The organism is Prevotella sp. khp7, from assembly GCF_900109055.1.
GTDB lineage: Bacteria > Bacteroidota > Bacteroidia > Bacteroidales > Bacteroidaceae > Prevotella.
Genome location: NZ_FOIV01000003.1, coordinates 441,218 through 464,468 on the forward strand (window position 1 = coordinate 441,218; position 23,251 = coordinate 464,468).

The 23,251-nt window shown below is 45.0% G+C and carries 23 protein-coding genes; 6 read left to right on the forward strand and 17 right to left on the reverse strand.

Annotated elements, in window-relative coordinates:
* Positions 1-66: 66 nt before the first annotated feature.
* From BMX82_RS08675 to BMX82_RS08685, 3 genes are read right to left on the reverse strand one after another with little or no spacing between them, the layout of a single operon-like run.
* Positions 67-1,056 carry a FecR family protein gene (locus tag BMX82_RS08675; RefSeq protein WP_143058351.1) on the reverse strand — a complete coding sequence of 330 codons (990 nt, stop codon included), beginning with the start codon at positions 1,054-1,056 and terminating at the stop codon, positions 67-69.
* A gap of 39 nt (positions 1,057-1,095) precedes the next feature.
* Positions 1,096-1,653, reverse strand: coding sequence for an RNA polymerase sigma-70 factor (locus BMX82_RS08680; protein WP_091767945.1), 558 nt, complete (start codon positions 1,651-1,653; stop codon positions 1,096-1,098).
* Between the two features lie 55 nt (positions 1,654-1,708).
* Complete coding sequence (locus BMX82_RS08685; protein WP_036911392.1) at positions 1,709-3,070, reverse strand: TrpB-like pyridoxal phosphate-dependent enzyme; 1,362 nt, start codon at positions 3,068-3,070, stop codon at positions 1,709-1,711.
* 101 nt (positions 3,071-3,171) lie between these two features.
* Here BMX82_RS08685 and BMX82_RS08690 point away from each other — a divergent pair, with 101 nt between their 5' ends.
* Positions 3,172-4,596 (forward strand): sodium:solute symporter, encoded by a 1,425-nt coding sequence (locus BMX82_RS08690; RefSeq protein ID WP_091767948.1) that lies wholly within the window; start codon positions 3,172-3,174, stop codon positions 4,594-4,596.
* Here BMX82_RS08690 and BMX82_RS08695 read toward each other — a convergent pair.
* The 5 genes from BMX82_RS08695 to BMX82_RS08715 form a co-directional block, all read right to left on the reverse strand.
* Positions 4,526-6,109 (reverse strand): hybrid sensor histidine kinase/response regulator transcription factor, encoded by a 1,584-nt coding sequence (locus BMX82_RS08695; RefSeq protein ID WP_177172060.1) that lies wholly within the window; start codon positions 6,107-6,109, stop codon positions 4,526-4,528. The two genes, BMX82_RS08690 and BMX82_RS08695, sit on opposite strands and share 71 nt — an antisense overlap.
* A gap of 416 nt (positions 6,110-6,525) precedes the next feature.
* Positions 6,526-7,458, reverse strand: a complete 933-nt coding sequence (trxB, locus tag BMX82_RS08700) for a thioredoxin-disulfide reductase (RefSeq protein ID WP_091767954.1) — start codon at positions 7,456-7,458, stop codon at positions 6,526-6,528.
* A gap of 1 nt (position 7,459) precedes the next feature.
* Positions 7,460-8,011, reverse strand: coding sequence for a glutathione peroxidase (locus BMX82_RS08705; RefSeq protein WP_091767957.1), 552 nt, complete (start codon positions 8,009-8,011; stop codon positions 7,460-7,462).
* A gap of 145 nt (positions 8,012-8,156) precedes the next feature.
* Positions 8,157-9,074: a DNA/RNA non-specific endonuclease gene (locus tag BMX82_RS08710; RefSeq protein ID WP_091767960.1), complete on the reverse strand. Its 918-nt coding sequence runs from the start codon at positions 9,072-9,074 to the stop codon at positions 8,157-8,159.
* A gap of 84 nt (positions 9,075-9,158) precedes the next feature.
* Positions 9,159-9,413, reverse strand: coding sequence for a type B 50S ribosomal protein L31 (locus tag BMX82_RS08715; protein ID WP_013064062.1), 255 nt, complete (start codon positions 9,411-9,413; stop codon positions 9,159-9,161).
* A gap of 181 nt (positions 9,414-9,594) precedes the next feature.
* On the opposite strand from BMX82_RS08715, the gene BMX82_RS08720 reads away from it, so the two are divergent.
* Together BMX82_RS08720 and udk are read left to right on the forward strand one after the other, a co-directional pair.
* A complete protein-coding gene (locus tag BMX82_RS08720) occupies positions 9,595-10,617 on the forward strand; it encodes an endonuclease/exonuclease/phosphatase family protein (protein WP_091767963.1) in 1,023 nt (340 codons plus the stop codon).
* 19 nt (positions 10,618-10,636) lie between these two features.
* Positions 10,637-11,251 carry a uridine kinase gene (gene udk / locus BMX82_RS08725; protein ID WP_036911381.1) on the forward strand — a complete coding sequence of 205 codons (615 nt, stop codon included), beginning with the start codon at positions 10,637-10,639 and terminating at the stop codon, positions 11,249-11,251.
* Between the two features lie 4 nt (positions 11,252-11,255).
* On the opposite strand, the gene BMX82_RS08730 is transcribed toward udk, so the two are convergent.
* Positions 11,256-11,948, reverse strand: a complete 693-nt coding sequence (locus tag BMX82_RS08730) for an HdeD family acid-resistance protein (RefSeq protein ID WP_036911378.1) — start codon at positions 11,946-11,948, stop codon at positions 11,256-11,258.
* Between the two features lie 95 nt (positions 11,949-12,043).
* Between BMX82_RS08730 and BMX82_RS08735 the strand changes: the two genes are divergently transcribed.
* Positions 12,044-12,550 carry a histidine phosphatase family protein gene (locus BMX82_RS08735; RefSeq protein ID WP_036911376.1) on the forward strand — a complete coding sequence of 169 codons (507 nt, stop codon included), beginning with the start codon at positions 12,044-12,046 and terminating at the stop codon, positions 12,548-12,550.
* 6 nt (positions 12,551-12,556) lie between these two features.
* Here BMX82_RS08735 and BMX82_RS08740 read toward each other — a convergent pair whose 3' ends face one another.
* Positions 12,557-13,465 (reverse strand): hypothetical protein, encoded by a 909-nt coding sequence (locus BMX82_RS08740; protein ID WP_091768582.1) that lies wholly within the window; start codon positions 13,463-13,465, stop codon positions 12,557-12,559.
* Positions 13,466-14,133: 668 nt separating this feature from the next.
* Here BMX82_RS08740 and BMX82_RS08745 point away from each other — a divergent pair.
* A complete protein-coding gene (locus tag BMX82_RS08745) occupies positions 14,134-15,615 on the forward strand; it encodes a capsule assembly Wzi family protein (protein WP_091767966.1) in 1,482 nt (493 codons plus the stop codon).
* Entirely contained in the window at positions 15,615-16,082 is a 468-nt protein-coding gene (locus tag BMX82_RS08750; protein WP_091767969.1) for a lipocalin-like domain-containing protein, read from the forward strand. Before BMX82_RS08745 ends, BMX82_RS08750 begins: the two co-directional genes overlap by 1 nt.
* Here BMX82_RS08750 and BMX82_RS08755 read toward each other — a convergent pair.
* Genes BMX82_RS08755 through BMX82_RS08785 form a run of 7 tightly spaced genes read right to left on the reverse strand, consistent with a single transcriptional unit; the run spans position 16,079 to position 23,250 of the window.
* Positions 16,079-16,705 (reverse strand): sugar transferase, encoded by a 627-nt coding sequence (locus BMX82_RS08755; protein WP_036911370.1) that lies wholly within the window; start codon positions 16,703-16,705, stop codon positions 16,079-16,081. The two genes, BMX82_RS08750 and BMX82_RS08755, sit on opposite strands and share 4 nt — an antisense overlap.
* A gap of 56 nt (positions 16,706-16,761) precedes the next feature.
* A complete protein-coding gene (locus BMX82_RS08760; RefSeq protein ID WP_091767972.1) occupies positions 16,762-17,574 on the reverse strand; it encodes a glycosyltransferase family 2 protein in 813 nt (270 codons plus the stop codon).
* A gap of 13 nt (positions 17,575-17,587) precedes the next feature.
* Positions 17,588-18,460, reverse strand: coding sequence for an alpha-1,2-fucosyltransferase (locus tag BMX82_RS08765; protein WP_091767975.1), 873 nt, complete (start codon positions 18,458-18,460; stop codon positions 17,588-17,590).
* Positions 18,457-19,221 (reverse strand): glycosyltransferase family 2 protein, encoded by a 765-nt coding sequence (locus BMX82_RS08770; protein WP_091767978.1) that lies wholly within the window; start codon positions 19,219-19,221, stop codon positions 18,457-18,459. Before BMX82_RS08770 ends, BMX82_RS08765 begins: the two co-directional genes overlap by 4 nt.
* The gene (locus tag BMX82_RS08775; protein WP_255396583.1) at positions 19,208-20,464 is read right to left on the reverse strand and encodes an oligosaccharide flippase family protein; all 1,257 of its coding nucleotides are present in this window, start codon (positions 20,462-20,464) and stop codon (positions 19,208-19,210) included. The genes BMX82_RS08770 and BMX82_RS08775 overlap by 14 nt, the downstream gene beginning before the upstream one ends.
* 53 nt (positions 20,465-20,517) lie before the next feature.
* A complete protein-coding gene (locus BMX82_RS08780) occupies positions 20,518-21,666 on the reverse strand; it encodes an EpsG family protein (protein ID WP_091767984.1) in 1,149 nt (382 codons plus the stop codon).
* 18 nt (positions 21,667-21,684) lie between these two features.
* On the reverse strand, positions 21,685-23,250 hold the full coding sequence (locus tag BMX82_RS08785; protein WP_091767987.1) for a GumC family protein: 1,566 nt from the start codon (positions 23,248-23,250) through the stop codon (positions 21,685-21,687).
* Between the last annotated feature and the right edge of the window lies 1 nt (position 23,251).

Sequence of the window (23,251 nt, forward strand, 5' to 3'; positions counted from 1 at the left end):
GTAATCTAAGGACAATAAATGTAATCGTTACACCCAATCTCTTTTTGTTAAAAAGCCTAAAAATGATTATTTGATAAAGATATCGTTGCCGTTGATTTCATAGTTTAACGACGGAATCAGCATCTTGATAACAGCCATGATGCCCTCGATGGTCTCGTCGGAATTGAAATGAGCCCTGATGGTCTGATTATTATAATGGCTGTTCTGGACATGAATATTGACGTTATAGGTACGCTCTATCTGCTGGAGGGCATAGATAAGCTTGGTCTCTTCGAAATACAAGGCTGGGATGCGCCATACGGAGAAATCGGCGGCGTTGACTTGGCGAACTTCTACTTCGCCTGTCTTGGAGTCAAGAACCAACTGGTTGTTGGGTAATAGTACATAGGATTTCCTCTGGTTGTCAACGTTGATCTGTAGCTTACCTGTTTCGAGGGTGGCTACAATCTGTGGGTTGTCGGGATAAGAGAATACGTTGAAGGTGGTACCCAGTACTTTCAGCTTCATCTGGTTGATATCCACTGTAAATGGTCGATGGCTGTCTTTCCTAACTTCGAAATATCCCTCACCAGAGAGGCAGACATTGCGCTCGGCTGACGTGAATTTTGACGGATAGACCAGCGAACTGCCGCCATTGAGCCACACCTTGGAGCCATCGGGTAGAATGACCATATTACGCTCGCCGTAAGGAGTGAACTTGTGCATGAAGATAACATCGGAATAGAGCTTGGTCTGTCTGAGTGCAGAGGCATAGTAAAAGGCTGCGGCACCCAGCATCAGTAGAGGTAGTACCCAAATGACTGCTATCTTCAGCCAAGAAAGGTGCTTGATGGTGAATGGACTCCCTCCAGGCAATGCCGATGTTAACTTCTGATAGGCATCATCGAGGGATGTATCGTCGGCTGATGCTTCTGCGCATTCGTTCCACAACTCGCGGAAGGCGTCGTCAGCATCGTTGGGAGTGAGTGCCATACGATTGTGCACTCTCAATGTGATTTCATCCGATACTTCGTGATGGAAGAAATACTTGACGATATGATGGAAATACCTGTTCACTCTTTACCTTATTTATATATATGACAAATAAAAGACCTTTTACCCCCAACCTAACAATAGCATAATAAAGAATTTTAGCACTTTACGGATGTCTCCTAATGCCAGATTGAGGTGATTCTCAACAGTTTTCTTCTGGAGTTCCAGTGTCTCGGCTATCTGGTCGTTGCTAAGACCTTCTTCTCTACTCATCCTGTAGACGGCCTGGCGCTGAGGTGGCATGTTTTCTACCACCATGTCTATGAGAAGCTGCATGTCGCCAGCTTCAATCTGATCTAAAGGTGATACATTGTCGGTAGAGACATTTGGTATATCCGTGATGTCTATCATCAGAGCCTTGCGAGAGGCAATGTGGTTGAGAACCGTATTCTTAGTGATGGTATAGAGGTAGGTGTCGAAATTTCTGACTTGGGCCAGCATGGCGCGCTTGGTCCATAACTTGATAAATACGAGCTGGGCTATGTCATCAGCATCGGCATCATTCTTCAGCAAACCCAAGGAAAAGGCCCGCACTTGGGGATAGGCGGCTTTGAAGATGATGCGAAAAGCCTCCTGGTTACCTTCTGTTAGTTCTTCAATGATGTCTTGGCTAATGATCATATTAGTAGTTCTAGGAATAATCCCCCAGCGCATCTTTGCGCTGGGGACTATTAGTTTACTGCTTGTCGAGTTCGGCAAGGTTCTCGGCAATCATCTCGTCGGTAACAGTGTAGTTCTGAAGATCGCCCTTAATGTAAGCCTCGTATGACGGCATGTCGATGAGCCCGTGACCAGAGAGGTTGAAAAGAATAACCTTCTCTTCGCCAGTCTCAATGCATTTCTTAGCCTCGCGGATGGTTGCTGCGATGGCGTGGGTGCTCTCAGGAGCAGGAATAATACCCTCGGTACGGGCAAAAAGCATACCTGCCTCGAAAGTCTCGAGTTGTGGGATGTCGACACCCTTCATCAGACCATCCTTAATCAACTGTGACACAATCATACCTGCACCATGATAGCGAAGGCCACCCGCGTGGATGTTAGAGGGCTTGAAGTTGTGGCCCAGAGTGTACATGGGCAGCAGAGGGGTGTAGCCTGCCTCGTCACCAAAGTCATAGCGGAACTGACCGCGTGTGAGTTTCGGACAGCTGTCTGGCTCAGCGGCGATGAACTCTGTCTTTTTGCCGTCTTTCAGGTTATGACGCATAAAGGGGAAGGCGATACCGCCGAAGTTGGAACCACCGCCGAAACAGCCAATTACGATGTCGGGATATTCGCCAGCCATCGCCATCTGCTTCTCTGCTTCCAGACCGATAATACTCTGGTGGATGGCTACATGATTGAGTACGGAGCCCAGCGTATACTTACAGTTTGGAGTGGTAGTGGCGAGTTCGACAGCCTCGGAGATGGCTGTGCCCAGAGAACCAGAGTGGTTGGGGTCTTTGGTGAGTATGTCCTTACCAGCGCGGGTTGACATGGATGGAGAACCCTCAACAACGGCACCGAAAGTACGCATGATGCTAGAACGATAGGGCTTCTGCTGCATGGTGATCTTTACTTGATAAACAGCGCAGTCGAGACCGTATATCTTTGCGGCATAGGAGAGTGCTGCTCCCCATTGGCCTGCACCTGTCTCGGTGGTGACGTTGGTTGTGCCTTCCTGCTTGGCATAGTAGCACTGGGGAAGGGCTGAGTTGATCTTATGTGAACCCAGAGGATTGGTACTCTCGTTCTTGAAATATATATGAGCAGGGGTGCCGAGTGCCTCTTCAAGGGCATAGGCGCGAACTAGCGGTGTCGAACGGTAATACTTGTATTTTTCGAGTACATCCTCAGGGATGTCAATCCATGCATGTTCTGTATCGAGTTCCTGTACACAGCATTCACGTGGAAAAATGTGTGCCAAGTCGTCGACGCCTAAAGGCTGTTTGGTTGCTGGATGGATGGGCGGCATGGGTTTATTGGGCATGTCGGCCTGAATGTTGTACCATTGTGTAGGAATCTCACTCTCTTGGAGGATGAATTTCTTTTGTTTAGCCATAATGATTGATTTTAGAATTAGGAATTCCGCCTGCAAAGATAACACTTTTTTGGCACGGATTATACGGATTATGCGGTTTTTTTTTAATTTTGTACCCGATTATGTGGATTATTGTAACAATATTAGTTTATTTTGCAGTGTTGCTGTTCATCAGCAGACTGACAGGGCGACAAGCTACAAACGAGACTTTTTTCAGGGCAAATCGTCGTTCGCCTTGGTATATGGTTGCCTTTGGTATGGTGGGTGCTTCAATATCGGGTGTGACGTTTGTGAGTGTGCCTGGTATGGTGACGACATCGGGGATGACGTATATGCAGACGTGTTTGGGCTTTATTTTGGGCTATGTGGTGGTTGCTTTTTTACTTTTGCCGCTCTATTACAGGTTAAACTTGACAACTATCTATTCGTATTTGGGACAGCGATTGGGACCAAGGGCATATAAGACAGGAGCCTCGTTTTTTCTGCTGTCGAAGATGACGGGGGCGGTGGTGAGATTCTATGTGGTATGTATTATCTTACAACGATTCGTGTTTGATGCATGGGGCGTACCTTTTGCTCTGACAGTGACGGGGATGGTGGCACTGATATGGCTCTATACCCGACGTGGGGGCATACGTACGCTGGTGTGGACGGACTCATTTCAGACCGTGTGCTTGTTTTCGGCTCTGTTACTTATTATATATAAGGTCGTTGGAGAATTGGGCATGACGATGCCTGAGGCCGTGAAGGCTATTGCAGCAGACAGCCACAGTACGATGTTCGTGATAGATGACTGGGTGACGAAACAAAATTTCTGGAAGCAGTTTCTGAGTGGTGTGTTTATCGTCATTGTGATGACAGGGCTGGATCAGGATATGATGCAGAAGAATCTGACGTGCAAATCGTTGCGTGAGGCGCAAAAGGATATGTGTTCTTATGGCGTGGCCTTTGTACCAGCCAATTTGCTCTTTCTGTCATTGGGTGTTTTGCTGGCGATGTTGGGAAGAAAGGAAACGGGTGATGCGCTGTTGCCTACTTTTGTGGCTGAAAACGGCCTCTCGGTCGTGCTGCCTTTCACAATTGGTATAGTGGCGGCATCGTTCTCGAGTGCAGACTCTGCATTGACATCGCTCACCACGAGTTATTGCGTTGATATCAGGGGAAGAGCGGGTGATGAACAGTTAAGAAAGCAGGTTCATTTAGCTATCAGTGGGTTATTTGTAATAATGATACTGTTGTTCAGACTACTGAACTCAACAAGTGTGATTGATGCGATATACGTGATGTGTGGCTATACCTATGGACCATTGTTAGGGCTCTTTGCCTTTGGATTACTGACAAAACGCACGCCGAAGGACAGGTGGGTGCCTTATGTTTGTATAGCTTCGCCATTGATTTGTTATGCGATAGACGTACTGACTTTCGAACAAACAGGCTACAAGTTTGGATATGAACTACTGATGATGAATGGTATGTTTACCTTTCTGGCTCTGCTTGCTGTAAGCTCTCGAGGAATTCCTTCGGCTGAATGCCAAACTGCTTCTTGAAACAGGTAGCGAAATAACGGGGATCGTGAAAGCCGACGCTATAAGCCAAATCGCTGACACGTAGTTTCGGATCTTGTTCAGCCAACTTCTTGGCTTCTTTCATACGTACATCGCGGATGAAAGCAGATACATTCATACCTGTGATGGATCGCAGTTTGTTGTATAGGGTGGAGGCGCTGGTTCCCATGTCGGAAGCTAGTGAGTTGCGATCGTATTCTTCGTCTTCAAGGTGGATGTGAACATATTCCAGAACACGGCTGAGAAACAATTCTTCAGGTGAACTCTTGGGGAATGTCTTGAGAGTCTCTTCTTCTGTCTTCTGGATAATGTCTTGTTGCCTGCGACGTCTGTTTTCTATAATATTATCGATGCGTAACTTGAGATCGCGCAGGTGGAATGGTTTAGTGATATATTCGTCGGCTCCAATCTCGAGGGCTTTCTGTATGTCTTCCTCTTGCGTCTTGGCTGTGAGTAGGATGATAGGTAGGTGGTAATAGTTGGAATCGCCCTTGATGGCCTGTGTGAGCTGGATACCATCCATTTGGGGCATCATCACATCGGAGATAATGAGGTCAAGTTCTTTTTCGTGGACTATCTTCAGTGCTTCGATACCATTGGGTGCGATATATATGCGATAGTAGGGACGGAGTAACTGTTGCATGAGCATGAGTAGCTCAGCATTATCTTCAACGATAAGAATTTTATATGTATCTTCGTCAATAAGATCGTCAATTTCAGGGGCGGCATTGAAATCAGGAATGAGGGCGTCAAAATTCTTAATGGTGTTTTTGGGAAGGATGAAGTCGCTATTGGAACTATCGTAAATTTCTTCGGGAGAAAATGCTTCCTTGGAGATGGGGAGATCGACGATGAAGGTCGTCAGTTTGTCTGCTTCGCTTTCGCAAGTTATGGTACCATGGTGCAGATGGACCATATCTTGTGTTAAGGCAAGCCCAAGGCCTGTTCCAGTGGTGTGATATTGTCGATAGTCACCATCGTGGAAGCGGTGGAAAAGTTGCTTCATCATCTTGGGCGATATGCCTTTCCCTGTATTACTCACCTCGATGCGAATTCTGTCATAATGCTCGCTCGTACGTACATGTAGTGAGATGGTGCCCATTTCGTTTGTGTATTTAGCAGCATTAGAGAGAAGGTTGTATATGATTTTGTCGAGTTTATCTGTATCTATCCATCCCATCATACTCTCGGGAATGCATGAGATATTAAATTGCATGTTCTTGCGAGCCAGCAAGGGTTCGATGCAGTTCGCTGCTTCTTGAATGTATCGCATTACGTCGCCTTGGGCTACTAAGAGTTTGAGTTCGCCTGCCTCAGACTTATTGGTTTCTAGAATTTGTTGCAGTAGTCGTACCATACGCTGAATATTAAGCTGCATCATGTCGTAATCGTGGCTGAATTGAGGCACTTGTTCGCGCAGTTTATCAACAGAAGCAGAAATGACGGTAAGGGGGGTAAGCAGTTCGTGGGTGATGTTGGTGAAGATGTAACTCATTTGCAAACGTCTGCGCACTTGCATATTGCGCAGGTATAGTCGACGTCCTGCGAAAAAGATTATGACCACCATGGTCACAATTAAAGTGGTTAATAGTATGCGACCGTCCATGATTGATAATTTTATGTTTCCGTGTGCAAATATAGATAATTTCGACGAATTACAATATTTTTTTCGACAAAAAGAGCTTTTTTATGGTCGAAAACGTTTAAAAATCGTGATTTTTAGTAGAAAATACGTTAAATAACGCATTTTAAACATCAAAAATCGCAAATTAAACATGTTTTTCTAAATCTTGTATTATCTTTGCATCAAGATTTTAATGGTTAAGGTTTATGGTTGATTAATTTAGTTTTTTAAGTATGGAAAAGGTTCGTTGTGAAACGAGCCTTTTCCCTGTTAATGGGGGATCCTTTTTATTTATTTAATAGATAACGTTCTGCCTCGATGGCTGCCTGACATCCAGAACCAGCAGCAGAGATGGCCTGACGGTATACAGGGTCTGCACAATCGCCAGCGACAAACACACCAGGAATCTTTGTACGTGGTGTTCCGTCAATCTTCTTCAGATAGCCTATCTCATCCATATCCAGCCAGTCACTGAAAATTTCAGTGTTGGGCTTGTGCCCTATAGCAAGGAAAAAACCATCTATAGCTATGTCAACCAACTCTTCATCGGCTTCGCCTTTGCGTTTTATTAGATGAGCGCCCTCAACACCGTTCTCTCCAAAGAGCCCAAGAGTGTTGTGTTCGAAAAGTATTTCGATGTTCTCGCGCTCTTTAACACGCTGTTGCATGACTTGTGAGGCGCGCAGGAAGGGCTTGCGCACAATCAGATAAACTTTTTTTGCCAGCCCGGCAAGGTATAGAGCATCTTCGCAGGCCGTGTCACCACCTCCAACTACAGCAACAGTTTTTTTCCGATAGAAGAAACCATCGCAGGTAGCACAGGCAGAAACTCCCTGTCCATTGTATTTGCGTTCGTCGTCGAGTCCAAGGTACTTGGCTGAAGCTCCTGTGGCTATAATCACAGTGTCGGCTTCAATCTGTGTACCATCATCGGCAGTACAGACATAAGGGGCCTTTGAGAAGTCTACCTTCACAATGGTTCCCATGCGCACATCAGTGCCGAAACGCTGTGCCTGTTCAAGCAAATCCATCATCATCTGATTGCCATCGACCCCTTGAGGATAACCTGGAAAATTCTCTACTTCGGTGGTCTGTGTGAGTTGACCACCAGGCTGCATGCCACTATACTCAATTGGATTAAGATTAGCACGTGAAGCATAAATGGCTGCGGTATATCCTGCAGGGCCGCTGCCTATAATCAGACACTTTGTCTTTTCCATATTATTTAAGCAGTTCTTCGATTTTTGCTTTAATTTTTGAGAAATCTTCAGTGGACTCATAGCGGGCTACTACCTGACCTTTCTTATTGATGAGGAATTTGGTGAAGTTCCACTTAATACCGGGTTTTGATTTATAGTCAGGGTCTTCTTTTGTGAGTAGATCGTCGATAATGGCAGTGATGGGATGACTTTCATTCCATCCGGCAAAATCTTTTTGCTCTGCCAAAAACTTGAAGAGTGGATCTGCATCTTCACCTTTCACCTTGATTTTCTTGAAACGGGGAAATTCTGTGCCAAAATTGGTTTTGCAAAATTCATGGATTGACTCATCGGTGCCAGGAGCTTGCTGACCGAACTGATTACAGGGGAAGTCGAGAATCTCGAATCCCTTAGAGTGATACTTTTCGTAGATCTTCTCCAGTTCTTCATATTGCGGGGTAAGTCCACACTTGGTTGCTGTATTGACAATCAGCAACACCTCATTAGCGTACTCCTTTAGAGAGACGTCTTTGCCTTTTCTGTCTTTGACAGTGAAGTCATAAATGGTTTTCATTCCTATTCTTGATAGATTAATTTATCTTTGCGACTATAATACTGCGCAAAGATACAAAAAAGAAGTGAAAAGTGAAAAGTGAAAAGTTATGGGGTCTTGTTTTTTTTTAACTTTTAACTATTCACTATTCTCTTTTCACTATTTACTATCTAAGCCCCCAGCTGGACTTGACATCTTCTTGTGATACACTTTCTATCTGGTTTTCAATGTCGTCTGGCAGATTGCAGAAGAAATCGATACCAGTTAACTCTTCCAGTTTGTCGATGTTGACAACGTAGTCACCAAGATTATCATTTGAGTGGTCTTCATTTAAGTGCTCTACCCAGAATCCAAGTGCTTTGTATGTGTCGCCCTTCTTGTGAAGCAGAGCTACAAAGAAAAACTTTGGTACAATGTGATTGTTAATTGTCTTACCTAGAATCTGTTCGCTCTTGTCAATAGTACCACCTTTGCACACATACAACTCATCGGCGCCATTAGCCCAGTTGCGGGTACGAGCTTCCATCATACTCCAAATACCTCCATTGAACTTAGCAACCATAGGTAGAATGTTGGTCATAAAGAAGGTCTGCTCGTTTACGTCCTTGCTGTAAAGCCTATCGGCTGAGGGGCATATGTGGCCTTTCTCGTAGTATGCGCTGGTACCAGGAAAATAACTTTTGCTTAATTCACTATACGTAGCCTGCTGTTGGGCAGTTGCTATGTCTGGATCGTAATTCCAAGGGTCTCCCTCAGGCCACAGGCTTTTACGGGTGTTACCATTAGAGGCCATGTTTTTTTTGTTAAGCGTATAGCATGTCCAGCGTTGTGCTCTCAGACTGCTATCCCACTCGAAAGAGTAGTTCACGCCATAGCCTTCGACGGTATGGGTAACAACAATACTACCGCTTTTGGTCTTGGGCATTTCCAAAAGGGCTAAATACTCATTCTGTGAAGCATCGTTCTTGTTGATGTTAGTAGATTCAACAGGGCCTGGTGTCGGCGTTGGCTCTGGGCCGTCTTCGCTACTGCCTCCGCAAGAGGCAAGCATGAATAGAGGAATCAGGTAGAATAGTCGTTTCATAAAGAGTCGATTTAAAAAGAAAAGGTGCAACCAAGGCATATGCAACTACCGTGGACGCACCTTTTAAAATTTTGCGGTTTTATCTTACTTCTTCGCAGCCTTACCGTAGCGGCTCATGAACTTATCAACACGACCTGCGGTGTCAACGAGCTTGCTCTTACCTGTATAGAAGGGGTGAGAGGTGCTTGAAATTTCGACTTTTACCACTGGGTAAGTTTCGCCTTCGAATTCTACAGTGTCATTTGTCTTTGCAGTAGACTTCGTAAGGAACATATCGCCGTTGGACATATCCTTGAATACGACGGGGCGATAGTTTTCTGGATGAATACCTTTTTTCATTTTAAATTTGAATATTAATGTTTAAAAACTAAATCTCGAACTTTTGGGCTGCAAAGGTACGAAGATTTTTTTGAACCAACAAACTTTATCGACTTAATTTTACTCTGAGTGATGTTTTTTGTGTTTTTTTCTTTGTTGACTCAGTTTTTTGTGGTATTTTTGCAAACAAATACACTATAATATGCGAAGAATTGGATTTTTGACGCTGACCCTATTGTTTTTCTTCGGGGTATGCATGGCGAAAGGCCCGAAGAAAAAGATTGCTTATGGTATTGGTTTCTATAATCTTGAGAATTTATTCGATACTTGTCATGATGCAGGGAAGAACGATTATGAGTTTCTACCTGAGGGTTCTTATCACTGGACAAGTGATAAGTATGTCAATAAGTTGAGGAATCTCTCGCGGGTGCTTTCTGATATGGGTACTGATGTCTTGCCCAATGTGGGTTGTGCAGCTATAGGTGTGGCTGAGGTCGAAAATGCTAAATGTTTGGAAGACCTCTGTAATGAAGGCCCATTGAAAGAACGTAATTTCAAATTTGTACATATCGAAGGTCCTGACCAGCGTGGCATAGACTGTGCCTTGCTTTATAATCCGCAAATTTTCGCAGTGAGAAATGTGAAACTTGTACCTTACGTGTATACGCGACCTGAAGATGTTGGTCGGGCTACCCGTGGTTTCTTGGTGGTGAGTGGCACTTTGGCAGATGAACACCTGACAATTATCGTGAATCACCTGCCATCACGTGGTGCACCTTCTATTGCTAGAGAGGATGGCGGTTTACAGCTCAGAGCGGTGAAAGACTCGTTATTAAGAGATGACCCTGGCGTGAAAATGTTGATTATGGGAGATATGAACGACGATCCTCAAGATCTCTCAATGGCAAAATGTCTAGGTGCCCATCGGGAGATAAGTGAAGTAGAGAATGGAGGATTATATAATCCCTGGTGGAACACGCTGGCAGCAGGCGATGGTACGCTGATGTATGAGGGAGCCTGGAATCTGTTCGATCAGATTATCCTGTCTAAGTCTCTTCTAGTGCAGAAGGGCCTTACTTTTGAGGGGCATCAGGTGTTCCGTCGTGACTATATGTTGCAGGGGCCTGGTGACTATTGGGGCAGTCCTCTGCGAACCACAGCTGGTGGTAAGTGGCTTAATGGCTTTAGCGACCATCTTCCTACAGTGGTCTATTTGAGTAAATAAAAACAAATCAGAATCATATATGACTATTATCGGAATTGCGGGCGGAACGGGTTCAGGCAAGACCACCGTCGTAAAACGAATTGCCAAGGCGCTGCCACCTCACTGTGCAGCAGTAGTACCACTGGATTCGTATTATAACGATACGACGAATCTCACGCCAGAGGAACGTGCGGCTATCAACTTTGATCATCCTGACGCTTTCGACTGGAAACTGCTAACAGAGCATATCAAGAAACTGAAAGCTGGTGAGGCTATCGAGCAGCCCACCTACTCTTATATTGAGAGTAACCGCCTGAAGGAAACTATCCACGTAGAACCCAAGCCTGTCATCATTATCGAAGGTATCATGGCGCTCCACTATAAGAAATTGCGCGATATGATGGATTTAAAGATTTTCGTGGATACAGACGATGACGTTCGACTGATTCGAAACATTCGTCGCGACGTGGTGGAACGTGGACGTACTGTCGATATGGTACTTGATCGTTATGAGAAAGTTCTGAAACCTATGCACGAACAATTTATCGAGCCCACAAAGAAATTTGCCGATCTTATTATCCCTTGGGGAGGTGACAACAAGACCGGCATTCATATCCTTCGCTCTTATATTGAAGGAATCGTTACTGGGGTCTGAAAAGTTATTGTATAGTTGGAACACTATCATCAGAAGGGAGTGCTTCTTCTGCACCCTCTTCTGCTGAAATAGTCTCAGCAGTCTTTTCTTCCACAACTTCTTCTGCTACAGGAATTTCCTGTATTTGTGCAGCCTTGCGCTTATCTGCATGGAACTTCAGCGAATTAATCATTTCCGTCACACCATAGAGCAGTGAGCACCAGCCAAGAATCAGCATCGCAGTACTGGCTGGAGCCATAGGGCGAATGATGACGTAGAGTCCGGTAAGCAGAACCAGTGAGGGGAATACCCAGTAGCCAAAACCGATCTTACCGTATTTACGTCCGTTAATAAGGTTCATATACTGATTGATGGCGCCAAGAATTAAGATGCCCCCGATAATATACATCAGGGCAGTGATGAATATATTTGGAGTAAGTGCCAGCAGTGCTCCAAGAATAAGGCTGCCCACACCCACGATGGGAAATGTAGGTTGCTCGCCAGCAATCACCTTGCCATCAGTATCGGTTATTTTGTATTCTGAAACATTCTTTCGTGCATTTACGTACACTATCAGCGAGATAACACCTGAAAGCAGGAAAAGGATACCAATGGCAACTGTAATCCATGTAACGGTATTATCGGGATATTTTATCAATAAAATACCAATTGCGATGGCGCAAATGGAACGGAAAATAGAGCTTTGTAGTATCTTCATAATTGTCTTTTTTCAAAATTCACGGTGCAAATATACGAAAATAAGGTGGAATCAGCAAATATTTGTGTATTTTTGCAGCAAATTTTAAAGATGATATGACTATTCTTTATTTAGCACGACACGGAGAAACGGTAGATAATGCCAACCAGATAATGCAGGGACAGACCCAGGGAGAACTCAATGAGAATGGCATTCTTCAGGCTCGGCAGTTGAGTATGGAATGGCAGGACCGCCCGTTGGATGTTATCATCGCCAGCGATTTGAAACGCTCTATTGATACAGCCCGTATTATTGCAACTCCCCATCATATCGAGGTGGTTACAACACATCTTCTGCGAGAACGGGACTGGGGGGGATTCACCGGACGCTTCATCCCTGACCTGAAAGGCGAAATATGGCCAGACGACATTGAAACATTAGAAAACCTTCTTTCCAGGGCTGGCGAATTTATCGCTTATGTCAAGAAGACTTTCCCTGGAAAGAAGGTGCTGGCTGTAGGCCATGGAATTATTAATAAGGCTGTACAGGCAGTATATTATAATAAACCTATGAGCGAGATCCAGCGCATGTCGAATGCTGAAGTCCGTACGCTCGAACTCTGATTGCTCTTATCTGCGACCTCCGAAGTGTCCTCCGCCAGAGCGTGAAGAGTTAGAACTGCTGTGTGAGCTGTGGGAACTATGCGAGCTGGAACTGCTGCGAGTTGAACTCCTGTGGCTGAAAGAACCTGAGTCGTGGTTCACGCTTCTCGAAGGACTGCTTCCGCGGTGTCCTCCAAAGTTCCCGCTATTAGAGCGGTTCTCTGGGCGATTCTCTATTTGGCGATTGGGACGATTCTCAATCTGGCGATTAGGACGGCTCTCGTTTTGGCGATTGTTGTGGTTCTCCATCTGACGATTGTCTGGACGACGATTATCGTAACCAACTCTGTTGCTGCGATTATCATGATGGCGACCAGTTACGCGTGTAGAACTGTTGTGTGGCGGCGTACGGAAATCTCCGCGATTCCAGCGATCATGCATTCCTACGTGCTCTCTGTGGCTAGGACGATAGTGGCTCTTGTGATGATAGTAGTAACCATGAGTGCCATGTGCGTGCCAAGCATGCCCTCCGCGATAAGTGGCATAGAAGTGAGGACGTCCGAAATAGAAGTAGTCGCGGTGCGGATAGCGCAGATAGATGCCAAAGTGCCAATAACCGGCCTCCCAGTAAAGTGGACGATAGAAATAGCTGGCAGCAATGTAGGCATTCCACTGCCAGTCGAACAGTATATAGCTCAGGTCCAGATTCCTACGCTCCCAGTATGTGCCAAACACATCTGAACGCCCTGTAACACCCATCAGGTAGTCGAGGTTTATTTCGTAAGCTGCCTCGTACTGCTCATCTGTCAAGTTCAGCTCGTAAGCCATCTTGTCAGTCAGGAACAATGCCTCGTTGCGGGCCTGCTCATAGCTCATTGCACTTGCTGCCATCGTGGTGGTCAACATCATCATCAGTGCGAAAAACATCTTCTTCATAATGGTATCATTTAGATGGTGAGACATTCATTTTATTATTCACACTGCAAAGGAACAACAAAATTGTCATCCATGCAAGGGATTTTCCCTAAACTCAAAGGGGAAAAACCCTATAAAAAACAACCCGCACTTCCCGCACTCCCCACACCCGATTTAGGTGTAGGAAGTGCGGGATAAAAAGTGAGTATTACAATTATAACATATACGTGTGTATACGCGTGAAGGTGGTGTAGTCGTAGTAAAACAAGTTGTTTTACTTTCTAAAGTGCCGTCTTTTACATAGAAAGAGATAGTCTTTTCAAAGGTAAAACAAGTTGTTTTACTTTTGTGTATGACGCCTACTATTTGTAAAATCCTTATTTCCGGACGTTTAAAAATATACAATAAGAGCATAAAGATTAGTGATAGATGATAAGAATCTATCATTTGTATTAAACATCAGTATATCAGTCTGTTACGACGAGAAGTGATGGATTCGCAAAAAAACACCGAATCAAAAAAGGAAAACATGGGGCGGGGTAGTTTAACTGATTCCTACTTACTCGTAAGGAAACTATGAGTTTCATTACGACTAACTCATAGTTTCCTTACGAGTAAGTAGGAGTAAGTTCGAAAAGTCTCTAAATTATTTGGTATTGTACTTACTTATTCGTACCTTTGTCCCGAATATGGGACGATTATTACCAATCATAATATGCCTGTGTGGTGTCTCTGTAGCCTCTGGACAAGAGAGACTTTCGCTTACTGACAGTTTGCAGTATCGAGTGGGATTCCAGACTACATTATCTGCAGGCGACAATACCCCTTTGTGGCTCAATGCCAATAAATACGGACTCAGTAGCCTGAAAACAACTAATGGTTATGTGCGTGGAGCCGTGGAGCGTCCTCTTTCTGCTGACGATGGCCGCTGCTGGGGCTTGGGATATGGCGTGGATGTGGCTGTGGCAACGGGCTTTACAAGTACGTTGGTGGTGCAACAGGCTTATGTAGAAGGGCGCTGGCAGAAAGGGGTCCTTACCGTTGGTGCCAAGGAGTATCCTATGGAGTTGAAGAATCAGGAACTCAGCACAGGCTCTCAGACCTTGGGTATCAACGCTCGTCCGATACCTCAGGTTAGGATAGCCCTACCTGATTATTGGACAATCCCTATCACAGGGAACTGGTTGGCATTGAAGGGGCATGTCGCATTTGGTAAGACTACTGACGACAACTGGCAGAAGGAGTTCGTTGCTCCCCGACAGCGATATACCGATGGTACGCTCTACCACAGCAAGGCGGGGTATCTGAAGGTAGGACCCAAGAACATCACTTTGGAACTAGGGCTGGAGTTGGCTACTCAGTTTGGTGGCACATCCTATCTTTATGAAAACGGTGTGGAGAAGGTATATAAGAATGATAGTGGTCTGAAGGCCTTTAAAAATGCACTATTCATGAGTGGCTCTGATGCGACTGATGGCGATTTTAAGAATGCTGAGGGTAATCATCTTGGCTCTTGGGTGGCTCGTCTGAATTTCGACCAGCCTGCATGGAATCTTGGACTCTATGCTGATCAGTTCTTTGAGGACCATTCTATGTTGACGCATTTCAATAAGAGTGGTGACAAGTATATGCGTTATGACTTTAAAGACTGGATGTTGGGTGCTGAACTCAAGTTGAAACATAATCCTTGGTTACAAAACATCGTGATTGAATATCTTTATACAAAATATCAGGCAGGACCTGTTTATCATGATGAAACCTCAAACATACATCACCAAATCAGCGGGCGTGACAACTACTACAACCATCATTTATTCACAGGTTGGCAGCATTGGGGACAAGTGATGGGAAATCCACTTTATCTCTCACCTCTATATAACAGTGATGGCAATATTGAGGTCTGTCATAATCGCTTTGTGGCATGGCATTTAGGACTTAGTGGTACTCCATTGTCAAATCTTCACTATCGTATTTTGGCTACTTGGCAGAAGAGCTATGGCTCATACTACTATCTACCCCCTAATCCAGAGGAGAACGTGAGTCTATTGGCAGAGGTGAGTTATTGCATGAGGCAAGGATGGAGCCTGAATGGCGCCTTCGCAATGGATTCCGGTAAGCTTCGTGGTGATAATTACGGCATTCAGCTTTCGATTGTAAAAACAATAAAATAATGAAACGTTTCTTCATATATATAATAGGTGTAGCATTGGTCTTGACAGCCTGCGACGTGGATGGTTCTGATAATGGCAACCTGGACGGCTTTTGGCAGATGACGTCAAGGGAAGATGTTTTCTGTGGTACCATGGGAAAGGTTGATATGCGTAATAGCGGTATCACGTGGTCGTTCCAGGGAAGTATCCTCGAATTGCGCGATGTGAAAAAAGTTAATCAGGATATCATCGCCAGTTTTGAGCGCAATGGCGATGTGTTGAAACTAAACAGATTCTATTTTGTCGATCGTGACAACGGAGATCGTATGATAGAGAATACTGATACGACTGTGTCTGCCTATCTTATGCCTTATGGTATCAATAATGCTAATGAACAGTTGTTCCAGATAGAGGAACTGACGTCTAGCAGGATGGTGCTCGTCAGTAGGGATCCGTATTCAGGTAGGATGGAATTCCGCAAATACTAGATCTTTCTGCCAAATATGATTTTCAGAAACGTCAATCCCAATATTTTAGCGTCAAGCCACCATGAGCGATGTTCCAGATAGTCTAAATCCATCTCCAGACGCTTCAGCATCTTCTCCATCGTATCTGTATAGCCGTTATAAAGCGTTGCCATCGATGTGATGCCTGGTCGGATTTGGTACAGATACGTGTATCGTGGATCGTGCTGCATAATCTTGTCTATGTAGAATTTGCGTTCTGGTCGCGGACCGATAAAAGCCATATCACCCACGAATATGTTCCAAAGTTGAGGCAGTTCATCAAGATGGTGGTTACGCAAGAACTTTCCCGCCTTGGTCAGGCGTTTGTCTTTTCTTTGCTTGCTTAACTGCGGGCCTTCAGATTCCGCATCGACAGTCATACTGCGGAATTTGTAGATATAAAAAGGTCTGCCAAAGCGTCCAATGCGTTCCTGCTTGAAAATCACGGGTCCGTCTTTGCCACGTTTTACAGCAATATAGCATGCAAGGAATAGGGGAGAGAAGATGATAAGACACAATGTTGCCAAGAAGAAGTCAAGCCAACGCTTCACCTCTTTCTCAAATGCGTTCATACCATCATATATATACGGGTAATTATGCTCCATTCAGTAATCTTTAGTTCTACATTAATTTATAATATAACGTCTTCTTCTCTGTTTTATTATCTCCTGAGGAAAAATAAATAACCAAATTTTCGCCAGCCATTGGGTATGAGCCTGAGCAATGTTCTCACGATACAGTTTACTATCAGTCGGCTCAGTGTAATGTGTCCCATATGGTACATCTTCCGCTGAAAATTCAACTCCTGTCTGATATACAATCTTCCGCCTCTTCGATCAAACAATTGTGTGGTTAGTCTGAATAATAGTAGCGATTCCTGTAGATTGTGGAATTTTGCTCCATGTTGCATCATCCTGACCCATAAGTCATAATCTTCAAACAGTGGACAGTGGCGATAGCTTCCTGCCTCCAGTACCGCCTTTTTCCTGAACATCACTGTAGGATGGTTCATAGGGTTGCGGTAACGACTGAATCTGAGCAGTTCGCTGTGCGTCTCAGGCAATCTTCTGGTTGAGATGATTTTCGATGAATCATCCGAAAACTCATCTACCCACGATCCTATGACATCAGTCTCAGGGTGCAACTCCATCCAGGCTGCTTGCTTGCTGAAGCGCTCTGGGCGCGACAGGTCGTCAGAATCCATCCTCGCCACGATGTCATAGCTACAGTGTTTCAGTCCTTCTGATAATGCCAGTCCCAGTCCGACGTTATGTTCCAGTTTCACTACCTTCAGTTCTGGATACATGATGGTATAGTCCATTACAACCTGCTCCAATGCCTGTGTTATGGGTCCGTCTTCCACCAGCACTACCTCATTGGGAGGCATCTCCTGGTTGAAAATACTGTCAAGGCTCTGTCTCAGGTTCGAGGGTAGCTCCTTGGCGTAAACGGCTATCAATACAGAGAATTTCACTATCTGTCTTTTTTTATAATTTAATCCAATCCTTTACTGCTGGCGACACCACGTTTTTCCTGTTCATCCACTCATGAGGTGCCACTACTGTCTTGTCCTCTCTCTGGCATAGCCAGGCGCCCCACCATGAGAAAGTGGAGTTGGCTATGATGTGGTTCTTGCATAGACTCATCAAGTGCATGTCGTTGATGCTTCTGATACCTTGGTTCCAGTCTACGTAGCAGGTTTTCTCTTCTGGCAAAACGGCTTTCAGGCATTCCCTGGCCAATGGCATATCATCAGAGAATACCAGCCATTGCTCAGGAGCTCTGTTCTCTTTCATCCATTTAATGGCTCTAAGGGGGAAATCCAGTGAGGTCGTACCTTGTCGCAGAGGATCTGTCAGGTAGTCTCCTCGCCTGATGTGTATGGCACAACTGTTTGTCTCTAATGCCATTTTGCCCACAAGTTGATTCTTATCGTTTTCAAAATCAGGAAAGTGATACAGTCTCACAATATCGCCGCTGATTCTGTCGAAGTATTCCTCGTGCTGCCAGTAACCATCGTAGTAGGTGTCCCCGGGACGAGTTAACGCTTCTGGTTCCAGACTGAAATCGGGCTTCTCTTTCAGCATGGTTTTTCTGCATGGTAGCACTCTGCTCAGAATGCGCCACGACTGATAGTTGGGGTAGGGGTAGGCCACCTTCGCAATCTCTCCAAGTGTTGCTTCTTCGTAGGCCACGTGAAACACCTTGGGCAGTTCGAAGCCCCGATGCTTCTTATAGCCAATGAAGCCGTGCAGGTCTACCAGCATCTCCTCTTCGGGATGCTGCCTGCGCAATGCCTCGTAGAGCGCAAACTGGAACATCTGGTTGCCCAGTCCTCCTGAAATCCTCACAATCTTCATCTCTTGCAAAATATTTTTTTTGTTCTCATAATCAGACATCCGTAAAGGATTGTCATATATCTCACGCAGGGCTCGCTGCTGTGGGTCTTATTAATCGTGGCCTGATCGTGCTTAAAGGCTTCCAGCGCGTTCATCTCTAAACTCAGTTGCCCTTGATGACCATGATACGATCGTATGGAAATATTTTCCAGAAACAGGGTCGTAGCGCCTTTCAGCATTCTGTAATACCACTCTGCATCCACTAACCACGATAGCTGGCTGTTGAAAGGCTGTTTCCGCTCTTGTCTGAAAGCCACGCAGGCCGTGGGCCCGATAGCATTGCAAAGCAACAATAACGATGGGTTTCTTAGAGCCAGCTTTTTCAGCCATCGAGGTCTTCCTTTTGATGTTTTTCCGTCTTTCTCTATTTCTATATTCGATACCACCACCTGAACTCCCGTTTCAAATGCTTGGGCGATACACTGAAGTTGTGTAGACACTGTAAAAGCCTCGTCATGATGCATCAATATCATATAATCGCCTTTGGCAGCTTGCATCCCGAAGTTCCAGTTCTCAGCTGCTGTTACGCCTTTGTTGTGCTTCAAGTAACTGATGCGTTCATCTCGCAAGCTCTCTACATAGTCCTTTACGTCATTGCTTATAGAGTCATCACTGATAATGACCTCCCAATCCACAAGATTCTGCGTTATCACGGATTGCAGTGCTCTTTCTAGAAGCTCTGTATGCTCGTAGGTGGGTATGATAATGCTAAATTTGGGCATGGCGATTTGATTTGATTGTGAATAGATAGCCTCCTATACACACCATCTTAATGGTATATGCTACCAATATGGCCAGCGCAATTCCTGCCGCACCTTGTCCTCTTTGTAGGAAAAGGCACGTCAATAATATGGTGGTGGCGCCCCAGAGTATATTGAAGGTAAGGCTTAACCACATCTTGTCTTTGCTGTAAAGCGTCATCTCCAGAATTTGTGAAATGGCAGTCGGAATGGTGGATATGGCGAGATAAGCCAGAGGTGTCGGATTGTCAAATGTCTTACCATAGAAAGGCATGACGACAGGTGCTGACACCCACGCCAGCAAGGCGAGAGTTGTGGATATGCCTCCAATCAGTAAGAGGTTTCCCAACAGAGCCTTTTTGAATTGTCGTGAGTCTGTGATGCTCGACAGGATAGGCAGGACAATCTGACACACAGCCCCAGGAACAAATAGCAGGATGACTTTCCACTGGTCGGCAGCCTCGAAGATACCAAGTTCTCCATAACCTCCTGTGTTGATAAGCATTGACCGTATAAGCCAGAATACAGGAGTCACCATCAATGCAGATAGTGTAGCGGGCAGACTGTATTTGTATATTAATTGCCAGTCATTTTTCCTTATACTTGCCCCTTTTACATGGATGCCAGCCTCCTTAAAACAAGTGATTGCAGACCGTTTATTCGTTAGGTATAGTACAAACACGCCTAAGCCAAATCCTAATATGGCACCGTTCAGTTGGAAATAGTATGCTCCGACAATCATGCCGACAGCTTCCGCTATACTTGCAATAAGGGTATTGACGGCTATTGATCTGAAATTCTCAAATCCTGCTAATGTACCGCTCTCAGAACTGTTCAGAATAGACATTATGAGCACGGTAGTACCTATTATCAGAGTGAAGGTCAACTTTTCCGAGTTCAGTATGTTCTCTGCCAGTAGGCTAGACAATACTATGAGCAGCAACGTAGTGACAATTCCTAACGTAGTGGCAAATATATTCGACAGGCGGTAGATGGCAGCGGCGTGCTCTTTGTCGTTTTCCCTGTAGGCCGCAATAAACCTCGTGGCAGTTACTCCTATTCCTCCAGAACCAAGAATGATGAACATGCCAAGTGTCGACCTTACGATCCCAAGTTCTCCGAATCCCTCTTTTCCCAGTATACGGGCACAGATGACGCCTGTCAGCAAAACGAAGAACTTCCCGAGAGCCGTTCCTGTAAAAGACCAGAGAGCTCCTCTTGTCATTCTTAAGGCAATGTCTGAGGCTTTTAATTTGTTAATGAGAGATTCTTTCATGGTTATTCTTGAGGATAAAGGTTATATGTGTGGACTGGCTTCTCGAAGTCGTAGAATTTATATTCATCTACATGTAACCACTCGGGACGGAAGGTGTTTACGCCTATCATCTTGCTTACAAAGACGATAATTACTATTAATCTTAACAGATTCTGGGCACCTTCTGTTCTACATGGATATTGTTTTCTCAGTACTGTGGGGTCAATGTATCTCAAGAGCAGGAGCATCAGAAATGGCCACAAATACTCGTTCACACGGGCAATGGGATAAAATACGAGAGAAATGATACTCACACACAGCATCGTTATCCCTATCCATAAATAAGTATTTTCAATCTGTTCGTATCGCTTTTTTCTGTGAATGTAGACGCATGTGCCCAGTATGAACAGCAGAATGACCAAGTCTGCGAGTCCTACTATGGATATTGACTCCCTCTGTATGGCTGCCTTGTAATATGGATGATCGTGCATGCCCAGAAGAGCAAGTATCTCGAAAACGGTAAATGCGAATATCACTGACGCGCCAACGACAATCATGATTGCGCGTCGTGATGGGTGTATCTTGCGGATATAGGGCAGGGGAAACAGAAATATTGCTGAGATATGGAACAGACAGGCACAGGCTATCAGCAGATGATATTTCCTGATGCTCTTGTCCATCTGTTCGAAAGCTGCATAGAATAGCAAGATAGCTAATGCCTGACGGATGATACAGTAGTGCATGAACATCAGGTTGGCAATGAGAAAGTAGAAGCACATCTTGGCAATATGTCTGGAATGACGGTTGAAAAACCAGAGTTCACCTATAGTGATAACAAGACTTGACAGGATAATGATGGTGTAGGGGTTCTTCGACACGTATTTTATCAATATGTGGCATAGTACTTGGAATCCATATTCAAACTTATCTGTCACGTGATATGCGAAAACCGTTTCGTTCAGGTATCTTGCAACATGAGCTCGTTGATAATAGAATCCATAGTAGTGCGATGTGTCATTGAGTACTGTAATATCTCTAAATCCGAAGAATCCGAAGAGTAGGATGAAGCAAACGATGAGCTGGAAAAGCTGTGCCTTACCTGGATTGCTGAATGTCTTGGAGATATAGTGTACACCAAGAAATAGTGCGAAAAAGATAAAGATTATCGCCATTCCTTCTCTTTTGGTCTGTTATGCTTCTTCGAGTATACTTCGAATATTTCTTTTGAGGAAAAGAACTAAAATCGGTAGTATCAGTCCTATGAGTATGGCAACTATGATTGTTGTACTTTTCTTGGGGAACGCTGGCTTCCAGTCGCCGATAGGAGGTGAAATAAGTCTCATGTTGCGAGCGTTGAATACGTGGGTGATATTATTTTCCTCACGTTTCTCGAGCAGATAGATGTATAATGCCTCAATAATCTTCTGCTTGCGCTCTGCAGGCAGTATCTTCGTTATTTTTTCAGGTGCCATTGATATCTCGCCCTTCAGTTTGAGCTCTTGGTTGGTAGCACCCGCATGTTGGGCCTTTAGCTGATTAACAGCCTGATCGAGGGAGTTAATAATGGCCCCCCGCATGCCTTTCAGCTGCAAATCGAGGTCTTTTACCAACGGGTTGTTCTCGTTACTGTTTTCCACCATAGAGTTGCGTTTGGTTTGCAGCTTGTTATATTCTGCAATCTCCAGTGCCACATTCTGGTTGTCTGGTAATAGGTTAGCTGGCAATACGATGTTCTTTCCATCGATGTTTTTCACCTCATTACGCATCTGCTGCAGCATGTATAGGTAGTTGCTTGCTTTCACCTGCTGTTCATAGGCTATCGAGGCATTCTTCATATACATCTTTGCAACCTCCTCATAGTCGGGCAACAAGTTGCGACCCTTAAACTGCGCTATGTCTGAGTCAAGTCCGCTGAGTTCTGCCTCAATGCCCTTTATGCGTTCATTGATAAACAATGTCGAGGCATCAGCCACGTCTTTTTTGTCCTTTAGCCATTCTTCCTGATAGATTTCAATGAGCGTATTAATGATGAGTTCTGCGCGAGCCTCTATCTGGTTGCGACAGGATATACTGATAAGCGATGTCTGGTCGTCTGCAAGGTCTACGCTCAGTTGTTTCTGTATACGGTCGATGATGTCGTAGCGACGCTCTTTAGTGATGCGGATGGTCATCTCATCGTCCTCAGTGAAGCTCTTGTCGAAGTCTTTTGTCTTGATGACTGACACCTTGCCAAGTGGCGTCTGGCATACCTCGCCAACCTTGCCGATGGCTTCGCCAGATAGCTTCTTGCCGTTCTTGCGCAACTTGTAGAGCGTGTAGGTACCGTCTTTCCTCAAATCCATCTTCATGTAGGCGGCTTCGTCTTTGCCTATCTGGGGAAAGCTGACCTTTATAGGCAGCGTCTCTTGCCACAGATCGCGCTTCATCAGTCCGTCGTAGGCCTGATAGCGCACCTCGAGCCCCATTCTGTCTATCACCTTGCTCAGCATGCCTGGCGACTTGATGATTTCCATCTCGTTGAGTACATTCGATGATATGTTGAGGCCTGCCATACCAGCCAGCATACCCATGTTTCCCATCATCGACGAAAGCAGTCCGCCTCCACTTGTCTCGTCTTTAATCAGTATGGTGGCCTGCCTTTCATATTTTGGAGGCACAACGAGCAGAAACATAATGGCCAGCACCAACATCGTTCCCGTCGACGCCGCAAACCAACGCCATTTACTGATGCATATCTTAATAAAGTCTTTTCCCATT

What these genes read in the sequence shown, in the direction of transcription:
- BMX82_RS08710 (WP_091767960.1), bottom strand. Translation starts at nt 9,074, where the DNA reads ATGAAACGACTATTCTACCTGATTCCTCTATTCATGCTTGCCTCTTGC.
- BMX82_RS08735 (WP_036911376.1), top strand. Translation starts at nt 12,044, where the DNA reads ATGACTATTCTTTATTTAGCACGACACGGAGAAACGGTAGATAATGCC.
- BMX82_RS08680 (WP_091767945.1), bottom strand. Translation starts at nt 1,653, where the DNA reads ATGATCATTAGCCAAGACATCATTGAAGAACTAACAGAAGGTAACCAG.
- BMX82_RS08755 (WP_036911370.1), bottom strand. Translation starts at nt 16,705, where the DNA reads ATGGAGCATAATTACCCGTATATATATGATGGTATGAACGCATTTGAG.
- BMX82_RS08780 (WP_091767984.1), bottom strand. Translation starts at nt 21,666, where the DNA reads ATGGCGATAATCTTTATCTTTTTCGCACTATTTCTTGGTGTACACTAT.
- BMX82_RS08745 (WP_091767966.1), top strand. Translation starts at nt 14,134, where the DNA reads ATGGGACGATTATTACCAATCATAATATGCCTGTGTGGTGTCTCTGTA.
- BMX82_RS08750 (WP_091767969.1), top strand. Translation starts at nt 15,615, where the DNA reads ATGAAACGTTTCTTCATATATATAATAGGTGTAGCATTGGTCTTGACA.
- BMX82_RS08685 (WP_036911392.1), bottom strand. Translation starts at nt 3,070, where the DNA reads ATGGCTAAACAAAAGAAATTCATCCTCCAAGAGAGTGAGATTCCTACA.
- trxB (WP_091767954.1), bottom strand. Translation starts at nt 7,458, where the DNA reads ATGGAAAAGACAAAGTGTCTGATTATAGGCAGCGGCCCTGCAGGATAT.
- BMX82_RS08770 (WP_091767978.1), bottom strand. Translation starts at nt 19,221, where the DNA reads ATGCCCAAATTTAGCATTATCATACCCACCTACGAGCATACAGAGCTT.
- udk (WP_036911381.1), top strand. Translation starts at nt 10,637, where the DNA reads ATGACTATTATCGGAATTGCGGGCGGAACGGGTTCAGGCAAGACCACC.
- BMX82_RS08765 (WP_091767975.1), bottom strand. Translation starts at nt 18,460, where the DNA reads ATGAAGATTGTGAGGATTTCAGGAGGACTGGGCAACCAGATGTTCCAG.
- BMX82_RS08690 (WP_091767948.1), top strand. Translation starts at nt 3,172, where the DNA reads ATGTGGATTATTGTAACAATATTAGTTTATTTTGCAGTGTTGCTGTTC.
- BMX82_RS08730 (WP_036911378.1), bottom strand. Translation starts at nt 11,948, where the DNA reads ATGAAGATACTACAAAGCTCTATTTTCCGTTCCATTTGCGCCATCGCA.
- BMX82_RS08715 (WP_013064062.1), bottom strand. Translation starts at nt 9,413, where the DNA reads ATGAAAAAAGGTATTCATCCAGAAAACTATCGCCCCGTCGTATTCAAG.
- BMX82_RS08695 (WP_177172060.1), bottom strand. Translation starts at nt 6,109, where the DNA reads ATGAGTTACATCTTCACCAACATCACCCACGAACTGCTTACCCCCCTT.
- BMX82_RS08785 (WP_091767987.1), bottom strand. Translation starts at nt 23,250, where the DNA reads ATGGGAAAAGACTTTATTAAGATATGCATCAGTAAATGGCGTTGGTTT.
- BMX82_RS08775 (WP_255396583.1), bottom strand. Translation starts at nt 20,464, where the DNA reads ATGACAAGAGGAGCTCTCTGGTCTTTTACAGGAACGGCTCTCGGGAAG.
- BMX82_RS08705 (WP_091767957.1), bottom strand. Translation starts at nt 8,011, where the DNA reads ATGAAAACCATTTATGACTTCACTGTCAAAGACAGAAAAGGCAAAGAC.
- BMX82_RS08720 (WP_091767963.1), top strand. Translation starts at nt 9,595, where the DNA reads ATGCGAAGAATTGGATTTTTGACGCTGACCCTATTGTTTTTCTTCGGG.
- BMX82_RS08740 (WP_091768582.1), bottom strand. Translation starts at nt 13,465, where the DNA reads ATGAAGAAGATGTTTTTCGCACTGATGATGATGTTGACCACCACGATG.